This window comes from Chitinophaga silvatica (assembly GCF_003419895.1).
In the GTDB taxonomy this organism is placed as follows: domain Bacteria; phylum Bacteroidota; class Bacteroidia; order Chitinophagales; family Chitinophagaceae; genus Chitinophaga; species Chitinophaga silvatica.
The window spans coordinates 224,905-245,548 of the sequence record NZ_QPMM01000014.1 but is presented as its reverse complement, the minus strand read 5'-3'; the positions used below and the strand labels follow the sequence as shown (position 1 = coordinate 245,548).

Below are 20,644 nucleotides of genomic sequence, written 5' to 3'. Positions count from 1 at the left end.
CCTTCCACTTAACTTAATAGCATTGGGGCAAGCCCCGCCCCTACAGGATTTCATCAAAAGATTTCATAGTAAAGTAAAGTCAGTAAAGTAATAAATCTACTAGATAGAAGAAATCCTGCTGGGGGGCTTACCTTAATACTATAAAGTTAAGAGGAAGGCACCTCGATTTTATTGGCTTTATGTGATTGGTAAATTTCCCTTACCGTAGGCTGGGCGGGGGCAAGCCCAATGCTATTAAGTTAAGGGAAATAGGCCCCGGTTTAATTATCTTTAAGTAATTGATGAATTTCCTGTACCGTAGACTGGGCAGGGGCAAGCCCTGCCCCTACAGGGTTTCAACGAATTACAGTTTCTATATTGTAGAATTGTTCCTTTACAGAATTGAAATTAGTAGATCGACATTTAACATGAAATATATCTACCAGATGAAAATTTAGTTTCGATGAAACCCTGTAGGGGCAGGGTTTACCCCTGCCCAGTCTACGGTACAGGAAACCAGTCATTTAAATTGAAGTCAATATTCAATCAACATCCTTCCACTTAACTTAATAGCATTGGGCGCGCCCCTGCCTACAGTAAAAGAAGCTAATCCTTCAAATTGAAGTCAATATTTTACGAATACAATTTCCCTTAACTTATTCAAATTATGTTTGCCTTTCCCAGCGTACAGAGATTGAAATTTGTCAACTATCCGAAGTGATAACCCAATTGTGGTTTATTTCAGATAAATTTTTACTATTTAATCAATCCCTATTGTTCTCTCCTCTTTGTCTCTTCCAAAAATCTTCGCAACTTAGCAAGTAAAAAAAGATGTTATCTATCGCAATTGATATGGACGAAACCATTGCCGATCCTATTAAGAAAGCAAGAGAATGGTATTTCAGAGATTTTGGTAAAACATTTACTACAGAGGAATTACATGGCAAAACTCTTTCCGACATTATACCACCGGAAAATAAAGGCAAAATAAAAGAGTATTTAAATACACCAGGCTTCTTCCGCGACCTTGAAATTTTCCCCAATGCCCAGGAGGTACTAAAAGAACTTAACAAGAAGTATAAAGTATACATTGTTTCTGCCGCCATGGAATTTCCAACTTCCCTTAAAGACAAGTTCGACTGGTTACAGGACAATTTTCCATTTTTAAACTGGAGACAGTATTGTTTATGCGGCGATAAGTCGATTGTCCAGGCCGATATTATGATTGATGACCTGGAGAGAAATTTTAGCAATTTCAAAGGCAAACCATATTTATATCATGGTCACCACAACGTGCATGTTACAGGTTATGAACGAATTATGAACTGGGAAGACGCTGCCGCTAAACTACTGTAAATCAATACTTAATTATCAATTAACAATCATAAAAATAAAAAATTTGATTTTATGTAGTTAACTACGTAGTTTTATACATAAATTCAAGACAGGGATGAAAGAACTTTTTTACAGCATGATAGGCAACATGCATTCTCAGGCAGCTATAGACCTTATTTTGCCAATTCAACAAATCGAATTCAATGTACCCGTTACCCTGGAAGATCAGCCTGATCTGAAGGACATAGATAATTTTTATCACGGCAGTGGTGGAGGATTCTGGGGGGCTTTTGACGGAGAAGAATTAGTGGGCACAATTGCTTTAATAAACATTGGTCACCATGCCGGAGTAATCAGAAAGATGTTTGTTAAAAAAGAATATAGAGGAAAGGAATTTGGTATAGCTCAGCAATTGTTGGAGGGGCTGATCAATCACAGCCGTGAACATGGCATTGAGGATATCTATTTAGGCACGGTGGATAAACTGGCAGCTGCCAGAAGGTTTTATGAAAAGAATCAGTTTAATGAAGTTCCTAAGGCTTCTCTACCCTCTTATTTTCCATTGATGCAGGCTGACAATGTATTTTATCATTTGCATCTTCAACCCATGTAATTATGAGTAATGTTATTGACGAATCCGGTATTCTCGCTATTGCAACGAGACTACAGCGACTTAGTGATACTTTCAGAAAAGATGGCCAACTGATCTATAAATCATTTGGCCATGATTTCGAGCCTAAATGGTTTCCTGTAGTTTATACACTGGATATTAAATCCCAATTGAGTGTAGTGGAAATAGCCAACGAAATCGGCTATACACATCCTTCCACCATCAGTCTGTTAAAAGAACTGGAGAAATTAAAAATAATTCACTCCAAAAAAGACAAATCAGACGAAAGGAAACGACTAATTTCTTTAACGGAAAAAGGTAAAGAGTTGGTTGCTGCTATAAAACCAATATGGGATCTGCTCAGAAAAACACAAATTGAGATATTGGATACTAAAAATAACCTGATGAAGGCCATTGAAGAAGTAGAAGAACAGTTGAAAATATCCAGTTTTTATGACAGAGCGGAAAAAAATAAATCTTTAATGGGCCAAAAGTCCAGTGACTAATGCTTTCCACTGAATTTTGGAAATTCCAATAGCTCCTGAGGATCCAACAACTGCATTTCTGATCTTATCTGTAAGATTGGGAGTTGCGATATTTGGAACTTCATTTCTACCGTACACAGTTGCAGTAATTGTGGCTCCATCTCTGGTTAGCACGAAAGAGCTGCTTGCTTCTTTCTTGAGGAAATGCGCAATCCCGGCGCTCTTCTGAATTGGATGCTCGCTTGGCCTGGCTCGCATAAAAAAAATTTCCTGGTGTTGATTTAATATTACATGCTCTTTTTGTTCAATTTTCACCCAATCGAATCCTTTACCGGCTGCAGTACCCGGACCAGGAATATCTATCTTAATAAATAAACCGGTATCTGCAACCCCATCAACAGGGCGACCAGCCAAATCCGTTAAATGAAAATCTGCAGATAAGCCGCCACCACTCAGCTTTGCCCAATTATTCACTGCAAGCAACTTATCGATCGCCTTCTTAAAAAAAGCTGTTGCTGCAGCTTCGTGGATAAGCTCGCTCTTTTCGGTAGTAGTTGTAGATTCTCCGATATATTGTGCGGGGATAAATGGTGCAGCAATATCTTCAGCCATAATTCTCCGGTTTAATAGTACAAACAATGAGAAGTAATAAAATAAATTCAATTACTTACCAGAAGGTCTAACATTAGCAATACTGCTTTCATGACTATAATGCTAATGATGGCAATAGCTCCAGCCAGCACTCTTAAATCAAATTTTATTGCATTGGATTGCCAGGTAATTTTAAAAGTTCGGTCTTTGTATTTCCTTTTCATCACCAATATAAATCCAAAAATCGCTGCTACATATACAAACAAGAAGAGTATGAGGCGTAGCCCTCCATTTGGTTCCATAAAATATGATTTGCTCTTTTGAAGATACGAAAATATGACAATAGTTCTTCACTTTAGTATTGGCAAAATAATTACAGAAGATTTTTTTACATCGTGATGAATATGAATAGTTTGAGAAATAAAATCCTCAGCCTTCGCATGGTAAATATCTATAAACTGTTGAGGATTCCGATCTACCAACGGGAACCAGCTACTCTGGATTTGCACCATTATCTTATGTCCTTTTTTAAAAGTATGTGCCAGATCAGGAAGTTTAAAAGTCACCTCCTCACTACGGCCAGGTATAAACGCTTCAGGCTTTTCAAAACTATGCCTGTATCTTCCCCTGAATACCTCTCCCCTCACCAACATCTGGTAACCGCCCAATGGATAAGGCCCTCCGGCATCTCTGGTTTTATTTGGAGGCGGAGTATTTGGATACCTGAAAGTATCAGGAAAAACGTCTATCAGCTTTACTATAAAATCGGCGTCAGTACCGGTAATGCTTACACGCAAATCGGCTGTAACCGCTCCTGCAATCGTCACATCCTCTGTTAAAACCTCGGTCTGAAAAGAAAGTACGTCTGGCCGCCTGGATGCAAACCGCTGATCATCCGTCATATAATCCCTGGTCCTGAAATAATGTACATCCTCTGTATAAGGCACCGGATGCGCAGGATCACTGACATAACTACTACTTCCAACAGATTTCTCTTTACCCAGCTTGCCATTTTTTTGTAGATAATAAGGCTGCGAAACTACCTCCGGTGGCCATTTATCAAACTTCCTCCACTCATTCTGTCCTGTAACAAATATAGTTGCCTCAGGAAGATCATTAACATTTCCATCTCCCAATAGATGATAATTGAAAAATGGAATTTCAATATGCTGCTGATACCATTCTGCAGTATTGGAACCAAATTGAATATTGCCCAGGTGAGTTCCATCATTAGATGCCCACTGCCCATGATACCAAGGGCCAATTACAAGCTTATTATAGAAACCCACAGCATTATTCTCTTCAATTGCTTTATATAAATTCCAGGCACCAAAGCAATCTTCCGCATCAAATAACCCACCTACCACCAACACCGCTGGTTTAAGATTTGCCATATGTCTGCGGGGATTACGCTCCTTCCAAAAATCATCGTAATTGGGATGTGCGATAATCTTTTTCCAGAAAGCCAGACTATCGCCTGTGAGTTTAGTAAAATTCGGGATAGTACCAATATTCAGAAACGTTTGGTAATTATCACAGGATGGCAGTTTCAATGCCTGAACAGGTGCAACGGAAATCGGATGAGGATGCGGATAACCAAATCCCTTGGTATAAAAACTAAAACAATCCATCAACATAAAAGCACCATTATGATGGAAGTCGTCGCCCATCCACCAATCTGTAACAGGCGCCTGCGGACTCACAGCCTTTAAAGCAGGATGCTGACTTAAGGCCGCCATGGTAGTATAAAAGCCCGGATAGGAAATCCCAAATACCCCTACCTTCCCGTTGTTACCTGCTACATGGTTTACCAGCCAATCTATTGTATCATAGGTATCGCTGGCTTCATCTATAGTTGTACCTGATTTAGCAGGTAAATAAGGCCTGACATCCTCAAAGCTCCCCTCGCTCATCCACTTACCCCTGACATCCTGAATAACCAAAATATAACCAAGTTTCGTATACTCTTTCCAGTATGTATTCCAGAGATTTGGAGAAAAGTCTTTCCCATACGGGCCAGCGGAATAAGGAGTACGAGTCAGTAAAACCGGATGAGGGTGGGTTGTATCCTTTGGGCTATAAATGCTTGTAAATAATTTCGCCCCATCTCTCATGGCTATACGTTGTTCCGTTTTTATATAATTCTCCTTTATCCATACGGAATCAACGACATGCTGTGCCCGGGCCGGGAGCGTTAAACACGCTCCCAGCAGCACCAATAAGCTTTTTCTCATGCTTCTCTAATTATGGATTCTGCGGAAAATTTACCGGATCGTTATGGATATCTATTTCCCGCTGTGGGATTGGAAATAATAATCGTGATGCCGATAATACCGGTGATGTCATATTATATTCCTTCAACAAATGCGCCTGCATTATTGCTACTCCTTTACTGTAGCGGATTAAATCGAACCACCTGTTATTCTCAAATGCCAGTTCAATTCGGCGTTCAGCAAAAATAGCGTCTCTGAATGCTCCCTGATCTGGTAAATCGGTGGATGTCTTATCAATTAATCCGGCTCTTTTGCGCACCAGGTTGAGATAATAAAAGGCAGTACCCGGGCCGTTAGCCGTACTATATCCTTGCTCATTCAGAGCTTCTGCCTGCAATAGCAGTACATCGGCATACCTAAGGATTGGGAAACTGTTACCCCCATCATTTGTTGCTCCAGGCAAATCGGAAAACTTCTTTACGTAGTTCCCTTTCTGTGTGGTTGAAGCACTCGTAGCATACACGGTATCTAATGAAGCGTTGAAACGCAGATCACCTTTTTCATACGCTGCAGCAATATCGTGGGTGGGTCTGTTGTTATTGGAGCCACCATACGCCGCCCCATTTACATAGAAAGAAAAAGGCATCATATCAGAGAAATAGCTATTTCCTTCAGAAGGTGTGAGCCCCTTTCTGAATCTTACAGAAAATAATATTTCACTATTGATTGCATTTGAAGCGGTAAACAGACTTGCATAGTCTGTGAGTAGCGTATAACCGGTAACGTTTTTTAATACACCGGTTGCTTCAGCCCATTTCTTTTCTGTAACATATACCTTGCCTAATAGTCCGTTTGCACTTCCGGCAGTTGCCCGGCCATAATCGGCCGAATTGGGATATACTGCAGGAAGCAATCCTGCTGCTGCTTTTAAATCAGATTCGATTTGTGCATATACTTCAGTAACCTCATTTCTCTTATCCTTAAGGGATTCAGATGTGGATTCGGTTTTTATAACCAATGGAACTTTTCCATATAGTCTAACTAAATCGAAAAAAGCCAGTGATCGTAAAAAGAGGGCCTCTCCTTTAAACTGTTTCTTTGAAGAATCAGGAATTGCTGCAGCATCTATCTGTCCTAACACCGCATTTGCTCTTGCGATAATTACATACTCACCAGCAAATACATCGCTAAGGAAAGGATTAGTGGTTACTTCAGAGAACCAGTCGATTTGCGAAGCTACACCCGCTAAGGCGCCACGGTCTGAGATATCGGTATTATCACTCCTTACTTCCATTAGGTAGTAGCTCGATTTACCATAGGTTTGTGAGCTTTGCAAGCCATCATATATAGCATTTACGCCTTGCTGGAAGTCGTTAGCCGTTTTAAAGAAAGTTGAGGTAGTTTGATTTGATACTGGTTTAAGATCAATAAAGCTCTTACTGCAAGACGCCAAAGTGATCAACCCAACTGCAAATAATATATATTGTTTCATAAGGCGCTTATTTCTAGAATGAAAGATTTATTCCTGCAATAAATGTTCTTGGTAATGGATAGGTACCGTAATCCTCACCCTGAGTCAGCGGACTATCCGGTCTTGCATTTACTTCCGGGTTATATCCTGTGTAATGGGTCCAGGTGGCAACATTCTGGCCAGCGAGGTATACTCTGAGTCCTTGTACTTTATTGCTGAATAATTTTTTGTCGAAGGTATATCCGATGGTAATGTTACGTAAACGAACATACGATCCATCTTCAACGAAGAAAGAACTAGGCTGCGTACTATTACCCGTTGTCACTCTGTTTGGGCGCATAGAATTACCATCTCCCGGATCAGATGCCGATTTCCAATAACCAAGTTCTTCTATCATCTGATTGGCATTTCCTTCACTGTTATATAAGAAGCGCCTTTGTAGGTTCATGATCTGGTTACCATTCGATGCCTGCAGAGCGATAGATAAATCGAAGCCTTTATACTTAAAATCATTGGTCAACCCCCAGATAAATTTAGGGAAGTAGCTACCTATAATAGTTCTGTCATTGGCATCGATTTTCTTATCTGGAGTGATATCCAGGAACCGTCTGTCGCCCGGTTTAGTGCTGGCATAGTGTGGATAGGCATCAATTTCGGCCTGATCTTTAAATACACCACCATTTACATATCCATAATAACTTCCGATAGGCGAACCTACCTTGGTAATATATAACTGGCTAATAGTTCCATTTCCACCATCTGAGATAATCGGAGCATTATTAGCACCTAACTGTAATACTTCATTCTTATTGGATGAAATATTAAAGGTGGTATTCCATATCAGGCTATGGGTAAGGTTTCGTGTACTTAATCCAAACTCTACCCCACTGTTTCTGACCTTGCCTATATTTCTGAGTGCATTTGCGAATCCGGAGCTAAAAGGAACCGGTACATTTAATAACAGATCGGAAGTAGTTGCCCGGTAATAATCGGCATTCAGATAAATTCTGTTATCAAATAAGCCGAGATCAATACCGGCATTGAACTGTAAGGTTTTTTCCCAGGTCAGATCCGGATTGGCAGGTTGAGACAATCCTGCTCCATTTACGACTACACCAGTACCCGGACCTAAAATATAGCCATTGGATGACAGTAAATCGTAGGAGGCGTAATTGGCGATCTGGAAGTTACCAGAAGCACCATAACTGATTCTGGCCTTTAGTTCAGAGATTACCGGTACTTTGAAAAATGATTCATTACTTATCAACCAGCCTGCTGAAGCAGCAGGAAAATAGCCCCATTTGTTATTGGCTCCAAATCTTGAAGAGCCATCACTTCTTATACTGGCAGCAACGAAATATTTATCATTGTAGTTATAGTTTACTCTTGCCAGGTAAGAAAGTAAAGACCATTGAGATTCACTGGAAGTACCACTGGTTACAGTAGCAGCATTTAAAGTATGTACGGCATCGTTAGGAAAACCTGTTCCGTAAGTTTCATTGGCTTTAGTTACATTTTTCTGAGAAGTGTATCCGGCCAATACATCGAACTTATGTTTATGAGTCTGGAAAGAATAGTTCAAAGTATTCTCCCATAGCCAGTTTACAGACAGCGCATTTTGAGCGGCGCCTTTAGGAATAGTTGGAGCCCCTTGCTGTACCGGTTTATAGGTTCCCAAAACTGATGGTCTGAAGAAATTTCTGCTGAAATGATTGATATCAGTACCAAAGAAAGTTTTAAACTTAAGACCTTTAATGATCTCATACTCGGCATAAGCACTACCAAGGTTTCTGATATGATCTAATTTATCTGAAATCTGGGTAGCTAGTGCAACAGGGTTTTCACCACCGGAGTAACCATAATTCCAGATATTCTGTCTGTTAGTTGCAAGAGAACCATCGTCATTATATACAGGATACACCGGAGATGCTTTCAGGGCATTGCTCAGTACACCATCAAATGTCCAGGGCCCTTCAGAATTCACGAGGTCATAATGATCGACAGTTGGATTTAGGTTGATGCCTACCTTGAGTTTTTCGGACAGTTGAGCTGTGAGGTTCACTCTTGCGCCGTATCTTTTATATCCAGAATTGATGATAATACCGCGTTGGTCGAGGTAATTACCGGAGATATAGTACTGAAATTTATCGTTTCCACCGGAAGCAGACAGTGTATGATTTTGCACGGGAGCATTTCTAAACAGCGCATCCTGCCAATCGGTATTAGTCAGGCCTTTTTGTCCGGCCAGGTAGGGAAGAATTTCCGGGGGAAGCTGAAAACTGGAGCTGGCCCTGGTTGCATTATCATCATTGATACTGGCATTAGGCTTGGCATCGAGGTAAGCATTATTTTTAGCGTCATAGGTATATTTCGACCACTGATAGGCATCCATCAGGGCTATTTTTTTAGCAGCTTGCTGGAAGCCTGCATACATGCTATAGCCAAAGGTTGGAGGCCCAGCAGTTTTACCTTTTTTAGTAGTAATCAACACAACACCATTAGAAGCACGGCTACCATAGATAGCAGCGGCGGAGGCGTCTTTCAGAATATCTATAGTTGCAATATCATCCGGATTGAGAGTACTAAGCGGCTCTGGTGATTTCTGGAAGGAAGCCTGGCCGGTAATATTTACCATGTCGGTAGCACCAGTTAGTCCTTTTAAGTCGTTGGATAACGGTACCCCATCTACGACGTAAAGTGGATCGGTTCCTGCAGAAATGGAGTTTAATCCTCTGATTCTTACACTGATACTACCGCCCGGGGCGCCAGAATTCTGAAGCACCTGTACTCCTGCCACTTTACCAGCCATAGCCTGTTGCAGCCCGGTAACAGGCTGATCTTTCAGATCAGCAGCTTTAATAGATGCCACGGCACCTGTAATTTCTTTACGACGTTGCACACCATAACCCACTACAACTACCTGATTTAAAACAGAAGTAGCTTCTTTAAGTGTGATGTTAAGAGTTTTAGAGGTTCCTTCGGGCAGGGATATAGCAGCAGATTGAGTAGCTTCATAACCAACGGCAGTGAACAGCAGATGATAGGTGACCCCAGGTTGTAGTCCGTTGAGCTGATAAACTCCATTGGCAGAGGTTTGAGCGCCAATTACAGCACCAGTTACATTGCTTTTGGCGGCAACGGATACGCCAGGGATAGGCTCATTACGTTCGTTGGTGACACTACCGGTAACGGTGATACGTTTTTCCTGCGCCAGCAGGTGAAAAGGGAGGAGATATAGCACAATCAACATCAAGCTAAACCTCTTCAGTAAAGTAGGCATGTAAAAAAATTTCATAGGGTAATTTTTTAGGCCCGCATAAACTGCTGCCAGCAAACAATCCATGCTAACACATTCCCGGGGCCAGTTAAAAAATCTGATTACTATCTAATGGTGGTTAAATGGCGGCGATTTTAGATTTCGAAGGTAAAAGTAACAACAAGTTATTAGTCTACCAAACAAATAGACTAATAAACAATGATTTATTTAAAGGTAGATAAATTTAGAAGGGTTATTTTTCCCAGACAGTTACGTCGTCTTCATCTGGTTGCATTTCAGTCAGCTTGTCTTCCCAACCGGGTAAACACGCAAAAATTTTGGGTAAATTACCAAGCAGTTGGAGCCAACCGCTCATTTCATCAGATACTTCAAGGCGCTCTCCCTTATTGGTAGTAAAAACCAAAAAGGTAACCTCTCCAGGATAGGAATAGACTTTATAACCAGTCAGACGGATTACATCTTCCCAGTTAATAATATCATCTATGCCTTCATCATATTTTACGGCAAGCTCGTGATCGTCAAATACTATATCCATAAAACGAAGGTAGTATTTTAATTAATACCCTTAGTTTTAAGGATTATCTGAATGGCTTTGCCCCAATCTGTACCGAGTTTAGCGGCTCCGTCTGCATTTGGATGAAGTTGAAAGATTCCCTGAGCTCCCTGTTCCTGGATGAATAATTCCGGATGTTTACTAAAAAATTTGAACCCTTGAGTATAGCCAACATAAACTTTACCAGGATATGTTTTGGGCATTTTATCAAGAATAGGAAAATACGTTTGTAAACGAGCCAACCCTGCACCCAGGTAGCGGGAACTATTTTGAGTATTGGGGCTATACCAGATTGGATGATGTAAAACTATGATACATTTTGGATATAGCGCCAGTAATGAATCTATAATTGCTTTTATATTTTTCTCATATTGGGCCGATGAAACAGGCGAGCCATTAGGCCCTTCAATTGCAGAATCATTTGTTCCCAGCACCATGGAAAACACCAGTAAAGCCTGGGTATTACCATTAAATTCATTAGCCGCTGTTACTACGTTATTGAATAAACGATTAACGGAAGGCAGGAAATCGAGCGTTGTAGAACCACTTACTCCCTGATTACTGAAAGCAATAGTTGCTTTTAGTTTAGAACGCAACCATTCAACTGCCTTAACCGGGGGAGCTTCTTCTTTAGGATGCTGTAACCCGGCGCCTCTGGTGATACTATTTCCGATAAATACGATATTAACTTGCTTCGTTTGTCCTATGGCCATGGAAGCCATAAGTATCAGAGCGGAAAACAGGCCAGGGAACTTTTTAAGCATAGTGGTTGAAATTTGGATCATTAAAATAATCAGAGTTGTGGATTAGTCCTAAATTTTTTTACATTATTTTCGTAACCAAACGGTTACCTCATGAGGCGAGATGTATTTCAAGCCATTGCCGATCCTACAAGACGGCAGATTATCAGTTTATTAGCTAATGCGTCGCTGCCGGTTAATGCCGTGGCACATAATTTCGAAATGACGCGCCCGGCCATCTCTAAACATTTACGAATACTGCTGGACTGTGGCCTTGTCACTATCCGAAAGGAAGGACGTGAAAGGTATTGTACGGTTGTTCTCAGCGAATTGGCTGAAGTGGGGAAATGGGTAAGTCAATATCAGCATTTCTGGTCAGACTTCCAGGAGCCATATATAAGCAGGCGAATTCCGCTTAAAAGAAGAAAGGAAGACCTGTAGAATCATTTTATTTCGGTTAGCAGGGTAGATTCAAACATACTTACAGGAGAAATGATTGGCTCATCGAGTGGAATTTTCCCATGGTAGATTAGCTCCATTTGTTGTTTAACCTGTGGACTAGATAAGTCGAAGCTTCTTAAAGTCTGTAATTTCCCGATTTCGAGTCCGGTAGCCTCATGATATATTTTCCATACCAGTTCTGAGCAATAAATGCGGTCATCGGACCATCCAAAATAAAAATCATAATCTTTTCCATTGTACTGCTCTCCTATTGCTTTCATTTTATCGACAATAGCAGCCGACAATACCGTAGTAGCATTTTTTAGACGTTTGATGATGTAATGATGATTTTTTCCGTTTGCAATCCATTGACGGATAGGCGTATATCTAACAGGTTGCAATGCTTCATATACATACCAGCCATCTTGCTTTTTAAAAATTATACCGCAATGACTATATTTGGAATGTGTAGCTAATTGAATGGCAGTACTCAGATCGGATTCTGATATCTGAAAAATAATATCACCCTCTTGAATATCAGGTAGTTTGGTAGCCTTGTGGCTTTGAAAAGTTTCTCTGGCAAGCAGCATTCCACCTATGACGAGTACTGGCAATAGTATTGTCAATGTTCTCTTTATTTTCAAGTTCATACCCTAAATTTTCATAAATATAATTGCTATTGACTAATGGACAGTATTCTTATCGTGCCGGCTATAACAGCAGAAGTAGAGCTTTTGCAGAAATTAGCCCGACTTACTTTTGAAGAGAGTTTTGCCGCCTCAAATACACCTGAAGATATGTTACTTTATACGCAGCAAAACTTCACAATTCCCAAGCTTACTTCAGAATTATCGAATCCCGATTCCGAATTTTACTGGGCAATGAATAAACTGGAGCCTGTTGGCTTCCTTAAACTCAATTATAGAAAAGCACAAAGCGAGCTTTTTAATAGTAAAGCAGTAGAAATTGAACGGATCTATGTTTTGAAATCTTCTCAGGGCAAGAATATAGGTAAACAATTATTGGAGCAGGCTATTGATAGTGCCAAGGCTGTTAATGCTCCGTTTATCTGGCTTGGTGTATGGGAGGAGAATGCGAATGCAATTTCTTTTTATAAGCATCATGGCTTTGAGCCATTCGATAAACACAACTTTAAACTCGGTAATGCAATTCAGACCGATATTCTGATGCGGTTAGAACTACCAGCTAAAAAATAACTGACAATACAGGAAGATGGCTGGCATTCAGCTATCTTCCTGTATCCTTTCTACTGCGATTATTTATCACCCCGCACTTTCATTTTTACAGTGTAGATGCTTTTTCCGGCAGTAATAAAGAGTAATTTATTGTCTTTCCCTCCAAAACAAACGTTGGCTGTCCAGCTTTCCGGTACAGGAATATGTCCTATATCCTGCCCATCCTTATTCACTACCTTAACACCATTGCCACACATATATAAATTGCCTTCCTCGTCAAGCGTCATTCCATCAGTAGTAAATTTGGTTACAAGCTGCTGATTTATCAGTTTACCATCAGCACCAACGGTATAACTGTATACCTTTCCAGCTTCAATATCGGCAATAAATACACGTTTTCCATCGCTGGAGCCAATTACCCCATTAGGCTTCTTAATATCTTCAGCTGCTATAATAGGTTCTGTGGCTCCCGGGGCCAGGTAATATACCCGCTGTTCTTTAATATCCGGTGATTTCCTATCCCAATAATCGCGCTGATAATATGGATCGGTAAAGTAAATCCCTCCGTTCGGAGCAATCCATACATCGTTAGGCCCATTTAATCTATGATTTCCAAAATTATTTACTAAAACCTTTACTTCTTTTTTTGGAGTGATGAGCCATAACTCGTCTTTTTCGTCGGCACAGGCTATAATATTACCTTTACGATCGAGATAGAGGCCATTGGAGCGGCCGGCAGGTTCAAGGAATTTAGAAAGCTTTCCGTTTCTATCGTACTTCCAGATCGCATTATTAGGCTGATCTGTAAAATAGATGTTTCCTTTTTTATCGGCAGCCGGACCTTCCGTAAACGCGAATTGGCTTGAAACCAATACTACAGCTGCATTAGGTTCTACAGTTGGAGGCATCGACTGAGCGCTTAGCTGGCAGTAAGCAATACTAAGCAGTAACGTGGAATAAAGTTTAAATTGCATAGCTATTAAGGTCTATTTCCACAATGGTAATAAATATTGTGTTATTTTTTTTCCAAAAAACAAAAGGAAAAGGCCTGAAAGTCATATTGACAGCAAATGAAATATAACGAAATAAAACCTTGCGCAGAACTAGTGCCGTATATCCATTCCTTCTGGGAATTGAAAGGAACAACAGACGACAACCAATGGGAACGGAACTTCCCGGACGGATGCCCCGGCCTGGTAATTAATTTGGGGGAATCCTGCAAAACAGATAATGGTGGTGTGGAATTAACATTCGGCAAAACCTATGTTGTTGGAACAACGACTACTTTTAAGGAAAGTTTCATAAATGCAAATACTCATTTGTTGGGAGTATGCCTAAAGCCAGGGGCTTTTTCAAATTTTTATAAATATCATTCACAACATGAACTAATAAATTGTACAGTAGAATTTGATAATTCATACTCATTCAACATCAACAAAATCATTAATGATCCTGTCAATTATCTCAACAATTTTTTCCTAAACAAAATTGAAAATTATAACAGACCCTTACAATCAGTAATTGAGGATATTCGGCATACGAAAGGTCAACTTCCCATTTCCAGCATTGCTAAAAGAAACTTTACAACAGTAAGACAACTGGAAAGAAATTTCAAGACTCATTTAGGGATTTCACCCAAAGAATATTCAAACATCATTCGTTTTCAAAATGCTTTATCAATTATTAAAAACCCGATCAATGATCGCAGGTTGTTAGATATTGCTTTTGAGTGTGGCTATTCAGATCATGCTCATCTTACTAATGAAATAAAAAGGAATACAGGGTTTGCTCCTTCTCAACTATAATTTGTCGCATTTTTACAAATCGAACTTTAAATGATTTCTTTTTTTTGCAGAAAATAGATTTATATGAAAAAGGTAGTTTTAAATTTAGCAGTTAGTTTAGATGGTTTTATTGAAGGTGCAAACGGAGAAGTTGATTGGTGCATTATGGATGATGATATGAACTTCGAGACTTTTATTGAAAGTATAGATACTATATTTTATGGCAGGGTAAGTTATGATGCCTGGGGAAATTTCGAACCCGATGAAAATACAAGTCCTGCAGAAAGAATTATGTGGCAGGGAATACATGCTAAAAATAAGTTTGTATTCTCGAGTCAATCACGCCAGGATGAAAAAGCAACTTATATAACCACTGACATAGCAAAAAAAGTATCTGAAATCAAGCAGCAAAAAGGTAAAGACATCTGGCTTTATGGGGGAGCAAACCTTATAAAAACATTTATCAATTCTGGGCTTATAGATGTTTATAAGCTATCCGTACACCCTGTAGTGCTGGGAAGTGGTAAACCGTTATTTGAAGACTTAAAGCAGAGGCTTAACCTGAGATTATTAAATACCAGAATTTTCAGATCTGGTGTAGTAGAACTTACCTATGAACCCGAACAAATCACTAACCGTTAGCAACGGTTAGTGATATTCGTTTTAATTAATCCAACCATTTTTTCTTAAATAATGATTCCAGTTTGTTGATCTCTTCCTGGTACATTGTTTTTTTCCTGGTTCCGAAGTAAAGAGTGTTTTCGAGCGGATTTTTTCCTTCCCAAATCAATTTTATTTTTCCTGATTTTATTTCTTCAGCACAGAGAAAATCCGGTACAACTGAAAATCCGGTGCCATCGCTCAGGCAGCGAATAATAGAGCTTATATTAGGTACTATATAATTAGGGCTGAAATCGGGATGTTCACCAAAATGCCTTTGCCAGAAGTTTTTTCTATGCTCCATATCAGCAGCCGTGCTATACCACAATTGTTGTTTCAATAAGCTAATTGCTTCCTTGGTTTTTCCCGTTTGCAATAATTCTTCGAGTGCTGAAGTTTCTGTTTTGCTACCAGCAATCAGCACAATTTTCTCTTTGGAAAAAGGTTCATACAGTAGGTTTTGCTGATTACCACTTTGTGGAGTGATGATCAAATCAAGGAATCCATTATCCAAATCCTGCTGCATCTGGGGGTATTCCCCAAATTTGATAATCAGGTTGAATGGTAGCTCAGCAATATGTTCTTCCAGGGTATACTGAAAAGTTTCGAAGCACATACCAAGGCTGATGGTTGGCCGTTCTGCCTGAGAGCGTTTATGAAAGTGCTCTTCGGCCTCTTCCAGTTTCTTCAATGGGTCGAGAACGCAGTTATAGAGATTCTTTCCTTTTTCGGTGGGAACCATTTTCCTTGCCGAACGGTCGAATAATTTATACCCCATAAATGCTTCCAGGGAGTTCAAATGCAGGCTAACCCCGGGTTGAGATACATAAAGCTCCTGAGCTGCTGCAGATAGTGTTCCTGTTTCATATATGGCTTTAAAAGTACGAAGCCATTCGAGATTCCATCCCATAAACTATCATTTTTATGATACAAGACTGCAATTTAAATTATTTTAATGAGATAGAAAAGTGATAGAAATTTGCATTATCAATCATAAAAATTATACCAATGAAGATATTTATCATTAACGGCGGACAGGTATTCGCGCATTCAGGAGGTAAGTTAAATAGCCTGATAACCGACTGGAGCAGCAAATTTTTGCTGGAACAAGGACAGGAAGTCCGTATTACCAATATAAACGATGGATATGATCCGGTAGCTGAAGTTGAAAACTTTAAATGGGCGGATATTGTTATGTACAACACTCCAATTTGGTGGTTCCAGGTACCGTTTGGATTGAAAAAATACATAGATGAAGTATTTACCGCAGGCCACCAGAACGGAATGTATGCCAGTGACGGAAGAACCCGGAAGAACCCGGCTATCAACTATGGAAGAGGAGGATTAATGCAGGGAAAAAAATATACAGTAAACACATCCTGGAACGCGCCTGACACCGCTTTTACGCTGCCAGGTGAATTTTTTGAACAGCGATCTGTAGATGACGGAATTATGTTTGGTTTCCATAAAATGAATGAATTTACAGGTATGGACAAAATTCAGGGGTTCCATTTTCATGATATCGAGAAGAATGCTACAGCTGAGCGAATTGCAAACTATAACAAGGAATATATCAAACATTTGCAGGAAATGCTGATGGCTGAAAAACAGATAAACGAATTACAGGCACTTTAAAAACTTAAAAAGCCTCTGGAAAGAGATCACTTTCCAGAGGCTTTTTATATATACAAAAGACTTACTGCCTTAAAATCTTATTCATCGCTTTCCCCTTTGCCAGTTCATCTATCAGCTTATCTAAATAGCGAACTTTCTGCATTAGCTTATCCTCAATTTCTTCTACCCGGTAGCCGCAAATTACGCCTGTAATTTTGGAAACATTAGGATTGATTTGCGGAGCCTCCGCAAAAAAGGTTTCAAAATCTGTTTTGTTGTCGATCTGTTGCTGAAGCTTTTGGCTATCGTAGCCGGTAAGCCAAAATATTATTTCATCAACTTCTTCCTTTGTACGATTTTTCCTCTCAGCCTTTTGAATATAGTGCGGATAAACGCTGGCAAAAGACATTTTATAGACTCTTGTATTATCCATTTTAGTAAGTTCTTATAGCTGGTTTCAAATTAAATATCACTTACAAAAATAAGGTATAAATAGGAAGGCTGTCTCTACAAAGTAAAGACAGCCGGTAACTGTGACCCCGTAATGATTTCCTTCCCCAAGGAAACAGCAAAACAGGACTACTATTCATTAAGATGAACGGTCTCTTTAAATAGGATCAAGAAATAGAATAGAATTTAGTTAGATTTAGAATATTGGTTGATGAAAATGGTTTTCATCCCAAATTTCATCTATCAGTCGTTGGCAACAGTTTTAATTTATATACTCAATGATTTTCATTTTACTCAAATATTGGGGTAACTAACGCTGAATGAACTACTTTACCCGATTTTAGAATGGCGTTCATATCTTCAGGTATAGGTTACATTACAACTGTTGTATACAGTCAAGGGAGCGACAATCATTTCTTTTAAATGTAATTGCATTCTTAATCAGTTAAGCTGACGAACTGATTTTGCTACCTTATAGTGAAAAGTCGGGTACTGAATCCGATGCCGCAAAGTTATCATGACAAGCAACATCATCATAGTATAAAACCGACATCTTTTAGGACTACTCCATGTATTTATGTAACCTGATAGTAGCTTTCAGCTCTTCTTCCTGTATAAATGAGGGGGTAATTCCGGCAAATTTCTTGAAGTCTTTGATAAAGTGCATTTGGTCGTAATACCCACTATGGTAGGCTATTTCAGTCCATGTTTTCTGGGGAAACAACTCTTTCATCTGATAGGCTTTACAAAATCGGATTAGGGTTGCATATTGCTTGGGCGACATTCCTAAGCGCTCATTACATTTTCTTTCGAACTGTCTTAAGCTCAGACAGGCCAGGGAGGCCAATTCCTCCATAGATACTCTACCCTGGCTCCTTACCAATTCGGCCATGGCTTTATCTACCGGCAACAGAGGCTTGAGCGCTGAGATACGTTTCAGTAAGTAAAACTCAACGATATTGATCATATGATCCCAATCATCCGCTCCTTTCAATCTTTCAGTAATTTCATCAATTTCATTGCCCAACAAAAGGCGGGTATCAAAATCCTGCTCATAGAGCTCCGACATGGGAACCTTTAGAAGTCGATGTAAGCCACTTGGTTGAAAAGCTATACATAAGGCAAGATGCTTTTTGCCCATATCAAGGGTTACAGCCTGTTCCTGAGGTCCGATGGTCACACAAGTGGGTTTGATTATAAAACCATCATTCTCTTTTTTGAATACTTTAATTGGATCTTCAAGATAAAAAATTATATAACGTTGGTAGGCAGGTACAAAACGATATTGATTAGTTAATCCGGATTCGGAAAAATCTACTCCATAGATATTATAACAGTTAACAAAGTCTTGTAGGGCCGGGTGAGGCTTGTAAACTCTACTCTTCATTGGTGTGTCAGCTAATAATTACTCAGTACTTTTCAAGACAAATATATAAAAAGGCAATCAATGGCAGATAAAGCCTTATCTTATACTCAATTTACAAATTAAATGGAGATTGCAATAACCGGTGCTACCGGATTTGTAGGCTCAGTGCTGGTTCCTATGTTACTGGCTGAAGGCCATACCCTAAGACTACTGACCCGAAAACCGCAGCCATTAGCACCAAAGGATGGAATAATCTGGATAAAAGGAGACCTTAGCGATAAAGAAAGTCTGCATACCCTTACTAAAGGCGCAGCAATACTGATACACCTGGCTGCTGTTATTAGTGTGAGTGACCAGCCTTCCCCGTATGTACAGGATATTAATACCCTGGGCACACAAAACCTGTTCCTTGCAGCAAAGAATGCAGGTATTAAAAGATGCATACATCTCAGTTCAATCACAGCTTACAACCAGTTCCCCTATGATGAGGTTCTGGATGAAACCAGAGGTCCGGTACTCAGTACCACCCCCGGTTACGACTATTCTAAATTAGTATCTGAAACGCTTGCATTATCGTTTAATGATGAAAACATGCAGGTCTTAGTTCTATCTCCTACGGCTATTGTAGGGCCTTACGACAGCAGGCCCTCTTTGATAGGAAAAGCTATAATCAATATTTACAAAGGTAAAATTCCTGCGCTCTTCCCCGGTGGTGTAGATTTTGTTGATGTCAGGGATGTGGCTATTGCAATAAGGAATGCTATTACCAAAGGTACTCCCGGTAGAGTGTATATCCTTAGCGGATATTGGAGAACACTACAGGAATTGGCTGGTTGCATAGGTACTATCAGGGGTAAGCGTATAAGCCTTCCGGTTGTTCCGCTATGGCTGGTATTTTCAATGCTTCCTTTGGTGAAAGCCTGGGCTGCTCTGACGGGTGGGCCTCCTTACTATACAAAACAATCTGTATACAATCTTATTTATAGTAATAAAAAAATCAGTCATGCTATGGCTACTACGGCATTAGACTTTAATCCCAGACCATTTGAGACTACAATTAGAGAAACGTTGGAGTGGTTTAAACAAACAGGCGTAATATCATGATTTCAGCTATTTCTTTGCAACAATATCAAACATTTATCTGGTGCTGGATAGTTATTGGTATCCTCACCGGCATTTATCTTCTGAGGAAAGAAGCCCCTTATGGCAGATATAGCAATAAAAACTGGGGACCTATGATGAGTAATCGCTATGGATGGTTATTCATGGAAGCAACCGTATTGTTTGCATTTCTATATTGGATTCCTTTCAGCACCTTTCAATGGAAATCGGTATCGGGAATCATGATTGCATTTTTTATGCTGCATTATATACACCGAAGTTTCATATATCCGTTTATGATACGCACCAATGGAAAAAAAATGCCCGTAATCATTTTGCTTTCGGCCATGCTATTCAATACAGTAAATGGTTCGCTGCTAGGAATCTGGTTTGGGAAATTTGCCGATTATCCCGAAAACTGGTGCTACTCTCCTGCTTTTATCATTGGTAGTATATTTTTCTTGGGTGGGTTATTGATCAACTGGAAATCAGATTATCAGTTGATCCGGTTGCGGGGTAAGCATGAAACCGGATACAAAATTCCGGTCAAAGGATTATTCAATTATATTTCATCGCCCAATTTAAGTGGTGAAATACTGGAGTGGATAGGATATGCAATACTAACCTGGAGTTTACCAGCTTTTGCTTTTGCAGTATGGACCTGTGCCAACCTTATCCCCAGGGCAATTGCCAATCAGCGCTGGTATCAGCAACAATTTTCTGATTATCCTGTTGAGAGAAAAGTACTAATTCCATTTATCTGGTAACATTTATTATT

Annotated in this window: 22 protein-coding genes; 10 read left to right on the top strand and 12 right to left on the bottom strand. The window is 39.7% G+C overall.

The window, feature by feature from the left end:
• Positions 1-810: 810 nt before the first annotated feature.
• The 3 genes from DVR12_RS24490 to DVR12_RS24480 all read left to right on the top strand — a co-directional run bounded on the left by DVR12_RS24490 (position 811) and on the right by DVR12_RS24480 (position 2,430).
• A complete protein-coding gene (locus tag DVR12_RS24490; RefSeq protein ID WP_116978442.1) occupies positions 811-1,335 on the top strand; it encodes a 5' nucleotidase, NT5C type in 525 nt (174 codons plus the stop codon).
• A gap of 94 nt (positions 1,336-1,429) precedes the next feature.
• Positions 1,430-1,927 carry a GNAT family N-acetyltransferase gene (locus DVR12_RS24485; RefSeq protein ID WP_116978441.1) on the top strand — a complete coding sequence of 166 codons (498 nt, stop codon included), beginning with the start codon at positions 1,430-1,432 and terminating at the stop codon, positions 1,925-1,927.
• A gap of 2 nt (positions 1,928-1,929) precedes the next feature.
• Positions 1,930-2,430, top strand: a complete 501-nt coding sequence (locus tag DVR12_RS24480; protein WP_116978440.1) for a MarR family winged helix-turn-helix transcriptional regulator — start codon at positions 1,930-1,932, stop codon at positions 2,428-2,430.
• On the opposite strand, the gene DVR12_RS24475 is transcribed toward DVR12_RS24480, so the two are convergent.
• The 7 genes from DVR12_RS24475 to DVR12_RS24445 all read right to left on the bottom strand — a co-directional run bounded on the left by DVR12_RS24475 (position 2,404) and on the right by DVR12_RS24445 (position 11,278).
• Positions 2,404-3,021 carry a hypothetical protein gene (locus DVR12_RS24475; RefSeq protein WP_116978439.1) on the bottom strand — a complete coding sequence of 206 codons (618 nt, stop codon included), beginning with the start codon at positions 3,019-3,021 and terminating at the stop codon, positions 2,404-2,406. The two genes, DVR12_RS24480 and DVR12_RS24475, sit on opposite strands and share 27 nt — an antisense overlap.
• A gap of 47 nt (positions 3,022-3,068) precedes the next feature.
• Positions 3,069-3,302, bottom strand: a complete 234-nt coding sequence (locus DVR12_RS24470) for a hypothetical protein (RefSeq protein WP_116978438.1) — start codon at positions 3,300-3,302, stop codon at positions 3,069-3,071.
• 48 nt (positions 3,303-3,350) lie between these two features.
• Positions 3,351-5,234 (bottom strand): CocE/NonD family hydrolase, encoded by a 1,884-nt coding sequence (locus tag DVR12_RS24465; RefSeq protein WP_116978437.1) that lies wholly within the window; start codon positions 5,232-5,234, stop codon positions 3,351-3,353.
• A 10-nt stretch (positions 5,235-5,244) separates the two neighbouring features.
• Positions 5,245-6,705 (bottom strand): RagB/SusD family nutrient uptake outer membrane protein, encoded by a 1,461-nt coding sequence (locus DVR12_RS24460; protein WP_116978436.1) that lies wholly within the window; start codon positions 6,703-6,705, stop codon positions 5,245-5,247.
• A 13-nt stretch (positions 6,706-6,718) separates the two neighbouring features.
• Positions 6,719-9,979: a SusC/RagA family TonB-linked outer membrane protein gene (locus tag DVR12_RS24455; RefSeq protein ID WP_116978453.1), complete on the bottom strand. Its 3,261-nt coding sequence runs from the start codon at positions 9,977-9,979 to the stop codon at positions 6,719-6,721.
• Between the two features lie 214 nt (positions 9,980-10,193).
• Positions 10,194-10,496 carry a hypothetical protein gene (locus DVR12_RS24450; protein WP_116978435.1) on the bottom strand — a complete coding sequence of 101 codons (303 nt, stop codon included), beginning with the start codon at positions 10,494-10,496 and terminating at the stop codon, positions 10,194-10,196.
• A gap of 17 nt (positions 10,497-10,513) precedes the next feature.
• The gene (locus DVR12_RS24445; RefSeq protein WP_199417197.1) at positions 10,514-11,278 is read right to left on the bottom strand and encodes a GDSL-type esterase/lipase family protein; all 765 of its coding nucleotides are present in this window, start codon (positions 11,276-11,278) and stop codon (positions 10,514-10,516) included.
• Positions 11,279-11,368: 90 nt separating this feature from the next.
• Between DVR12_RS24445 and DVR12_RS24440 the strand changes: the two genes are divergently transcribed.
• Positions 11,369-11,695, top strand: coding sequence for an ArsR/SmtB family transcription factor (locus DVR12_RS24440; protein WP_116978434.1), 327 nt, complete (start codon positions 11,369-11,371; stop codon positions 11,693-11,695).
• A 2-nt stretch (positions 11,696-11,697) separates the two neighbouring features.
• Here the strand turns inward: DVR12_RS24440 and DVR12_RS24435 are convergent, their stop codons facing one another.
• A complete protein-coding gene (locus DVR12_RS24435) occupies positions 11,698-12,345 on the bottom strand; it encodes a YiiX family permuted papain-like enzyme (RefSeq protein ID WP_199417196.1) in 648 nt (215 codons plus the stop codon).
• Positions 12,346-12,381: 36 nt separating this feature from the next.
• Here DVR12_RS24435 and DVR12_RS24430 point away from each other — a divergent pair, with 36 nt between their 5' ends.
• Positions 12,382-12,912, top strand: a complete 531-nt coding sequence (locus DVR12_RS24430) for a GNAT family N-acetyltransferase (protein ID WP_116978432.1) — start codon at positions 12,382-12,384, stop codon at positions 12,910-12,912.
• Positions 12,913-12,971: 59 nt separating this feature from the next.
• Here the strand turns inward: DVR12_RS24430 and DVR12_RS24425 are convergent, their stop codons facing one another.
• Positions 12,972-13,865, bottom strand: coding sequence for an SMP-30/gluconolactonase/LRE family protein (locus DVR12_RS24425; protein WP_116978431.1), 894 nt, complete (start codon positions 13,863-13,865; stop codon positions 12,972-12,974).
• A gap of 96 nt (positions 13,866-13,961) precedes the next feature.
• Between DVR12_RS24425 and DVR12_RS24420 the strand changes: the two genes are divergently transcribed.
• Entirely contained in the window at positions 13,962-14,696 is a 735-nt protein-coding gene (locus DVR12_RS24420) for a helix-turn-helix transcriptional regulator (protein WP_116978430.1), read from the top strand.
• Between the two features lie 63 nt (positions 14,697-14,759).
• The gene (locus DVR12_RS24415) at positions 14,760-15,317 is read left to right on the top strand and encodes a dihydrofolate reductase family protein (RefSeq protein ID WP_116978429.1); all 558 of its coding nucleotides are present in this window, start codon (positions 14,760-14,762) and stop codon (positions 15,315-15,317) included.
• 25 nt (positions 15,318-15,342) lie between these two features.
• On the opposite strand, the gene DVR12_RS24410 is transcribed toward DVR12_RS24415, so the two are convergent.
• On the bottom strand, positions 15,343-16,245 hold the full coding sequence (locus DVR12_RS24410; RefSeq protein WP_116978428.1) for a LysR family transcriptional regulator: 903 nt from the start codon (positions 16,243-16,245) through the stop codon (positions 15,343-15,345).
• 98 nt (positions 16,246-16,343) lie between these two features.
• Between DVR12_RS24410 and DVR12_RS24405 the strand changes: the two genes are divergently transcribed.
• The gene (locus tag DVR12_RS24405; protein ID WP_116978427.1) at positions 16,344-16,970 is read left to right on the top strand and encodes an NAD(P)H-dependent oxidoreductase; all 627 of its coding nucleotides are present in this window, start codon (positions 16,344-16,346) and stop codon (positions 16,968-16,970) included.
• Between the two features lie 61 nt (positions 16,971-17,031).
• Here DVR12_RS24405 and DVR12_RS24400 read toward each other — a convergent pair whose 3' ends face one another.
• Positions 17,032-17,382 carry a DUF2200 domain-containing protein gene (locus tag DVR12_RS24400; RefSeq protein WP_116978426.1) on the bottom strand — a complete coding sequence of 117 codons (351 nt, stop codon included), beginning with the start codon at positions 17,380-17,382 and terminating at the stop codon, positions 17,032-17,034.
• Between the two features lie 579 nt (positions 17,383-17,961).
• The gene (locus DVR12_RS24395) at positions 17,962-18,786 is read right to left on the bottom strand and encodes a helix-turn-helix domain-containing protein (protein WP_116978425.1); all 825 of its coding nucleotides are present in this window, start codon (positions 18,784-18,786) and stop codon (positions 17,962-17,964) included.
• Positions 18,787-18,888: 102 nt separating this feature from the next.
• Here DVR12_RS24395 and DVR12_RS24390 point away from each other — a divergent pair, with 102 nt between their 5' ends.
• Positions 18,889-19,869 carry an NAD-dependent epimerase/dehydratase family protein gene (locus DVR12_RS24390; RefSeq protein WP_116978424.1) on the top strand — a complete coding sequence of 327 codons (981 nt, stop codon included), beginning with the start codon at positions 18,889-18,891 and terminating at the stop codon, positions 19,867-19,869.
• The gene (locus tag DVR12_RS24385) at positions 19,866-20,633 is read left to right on the top strand and encodes a DUF1295 domain-containing protein (RefSeq protein WP_116978423.1); all 768 of its coding nucleotides are present in this window, start codon (positions 19,866-19,868) and stop codon (positions 20,631-20,633) included. Before DVR12_RS24390 ends, DVR12_RS24385 begins: the two co-directional genes overlap by 4 nt.
• Positions 20,634-20,644 lie beyond the last annotated feature (11 nt).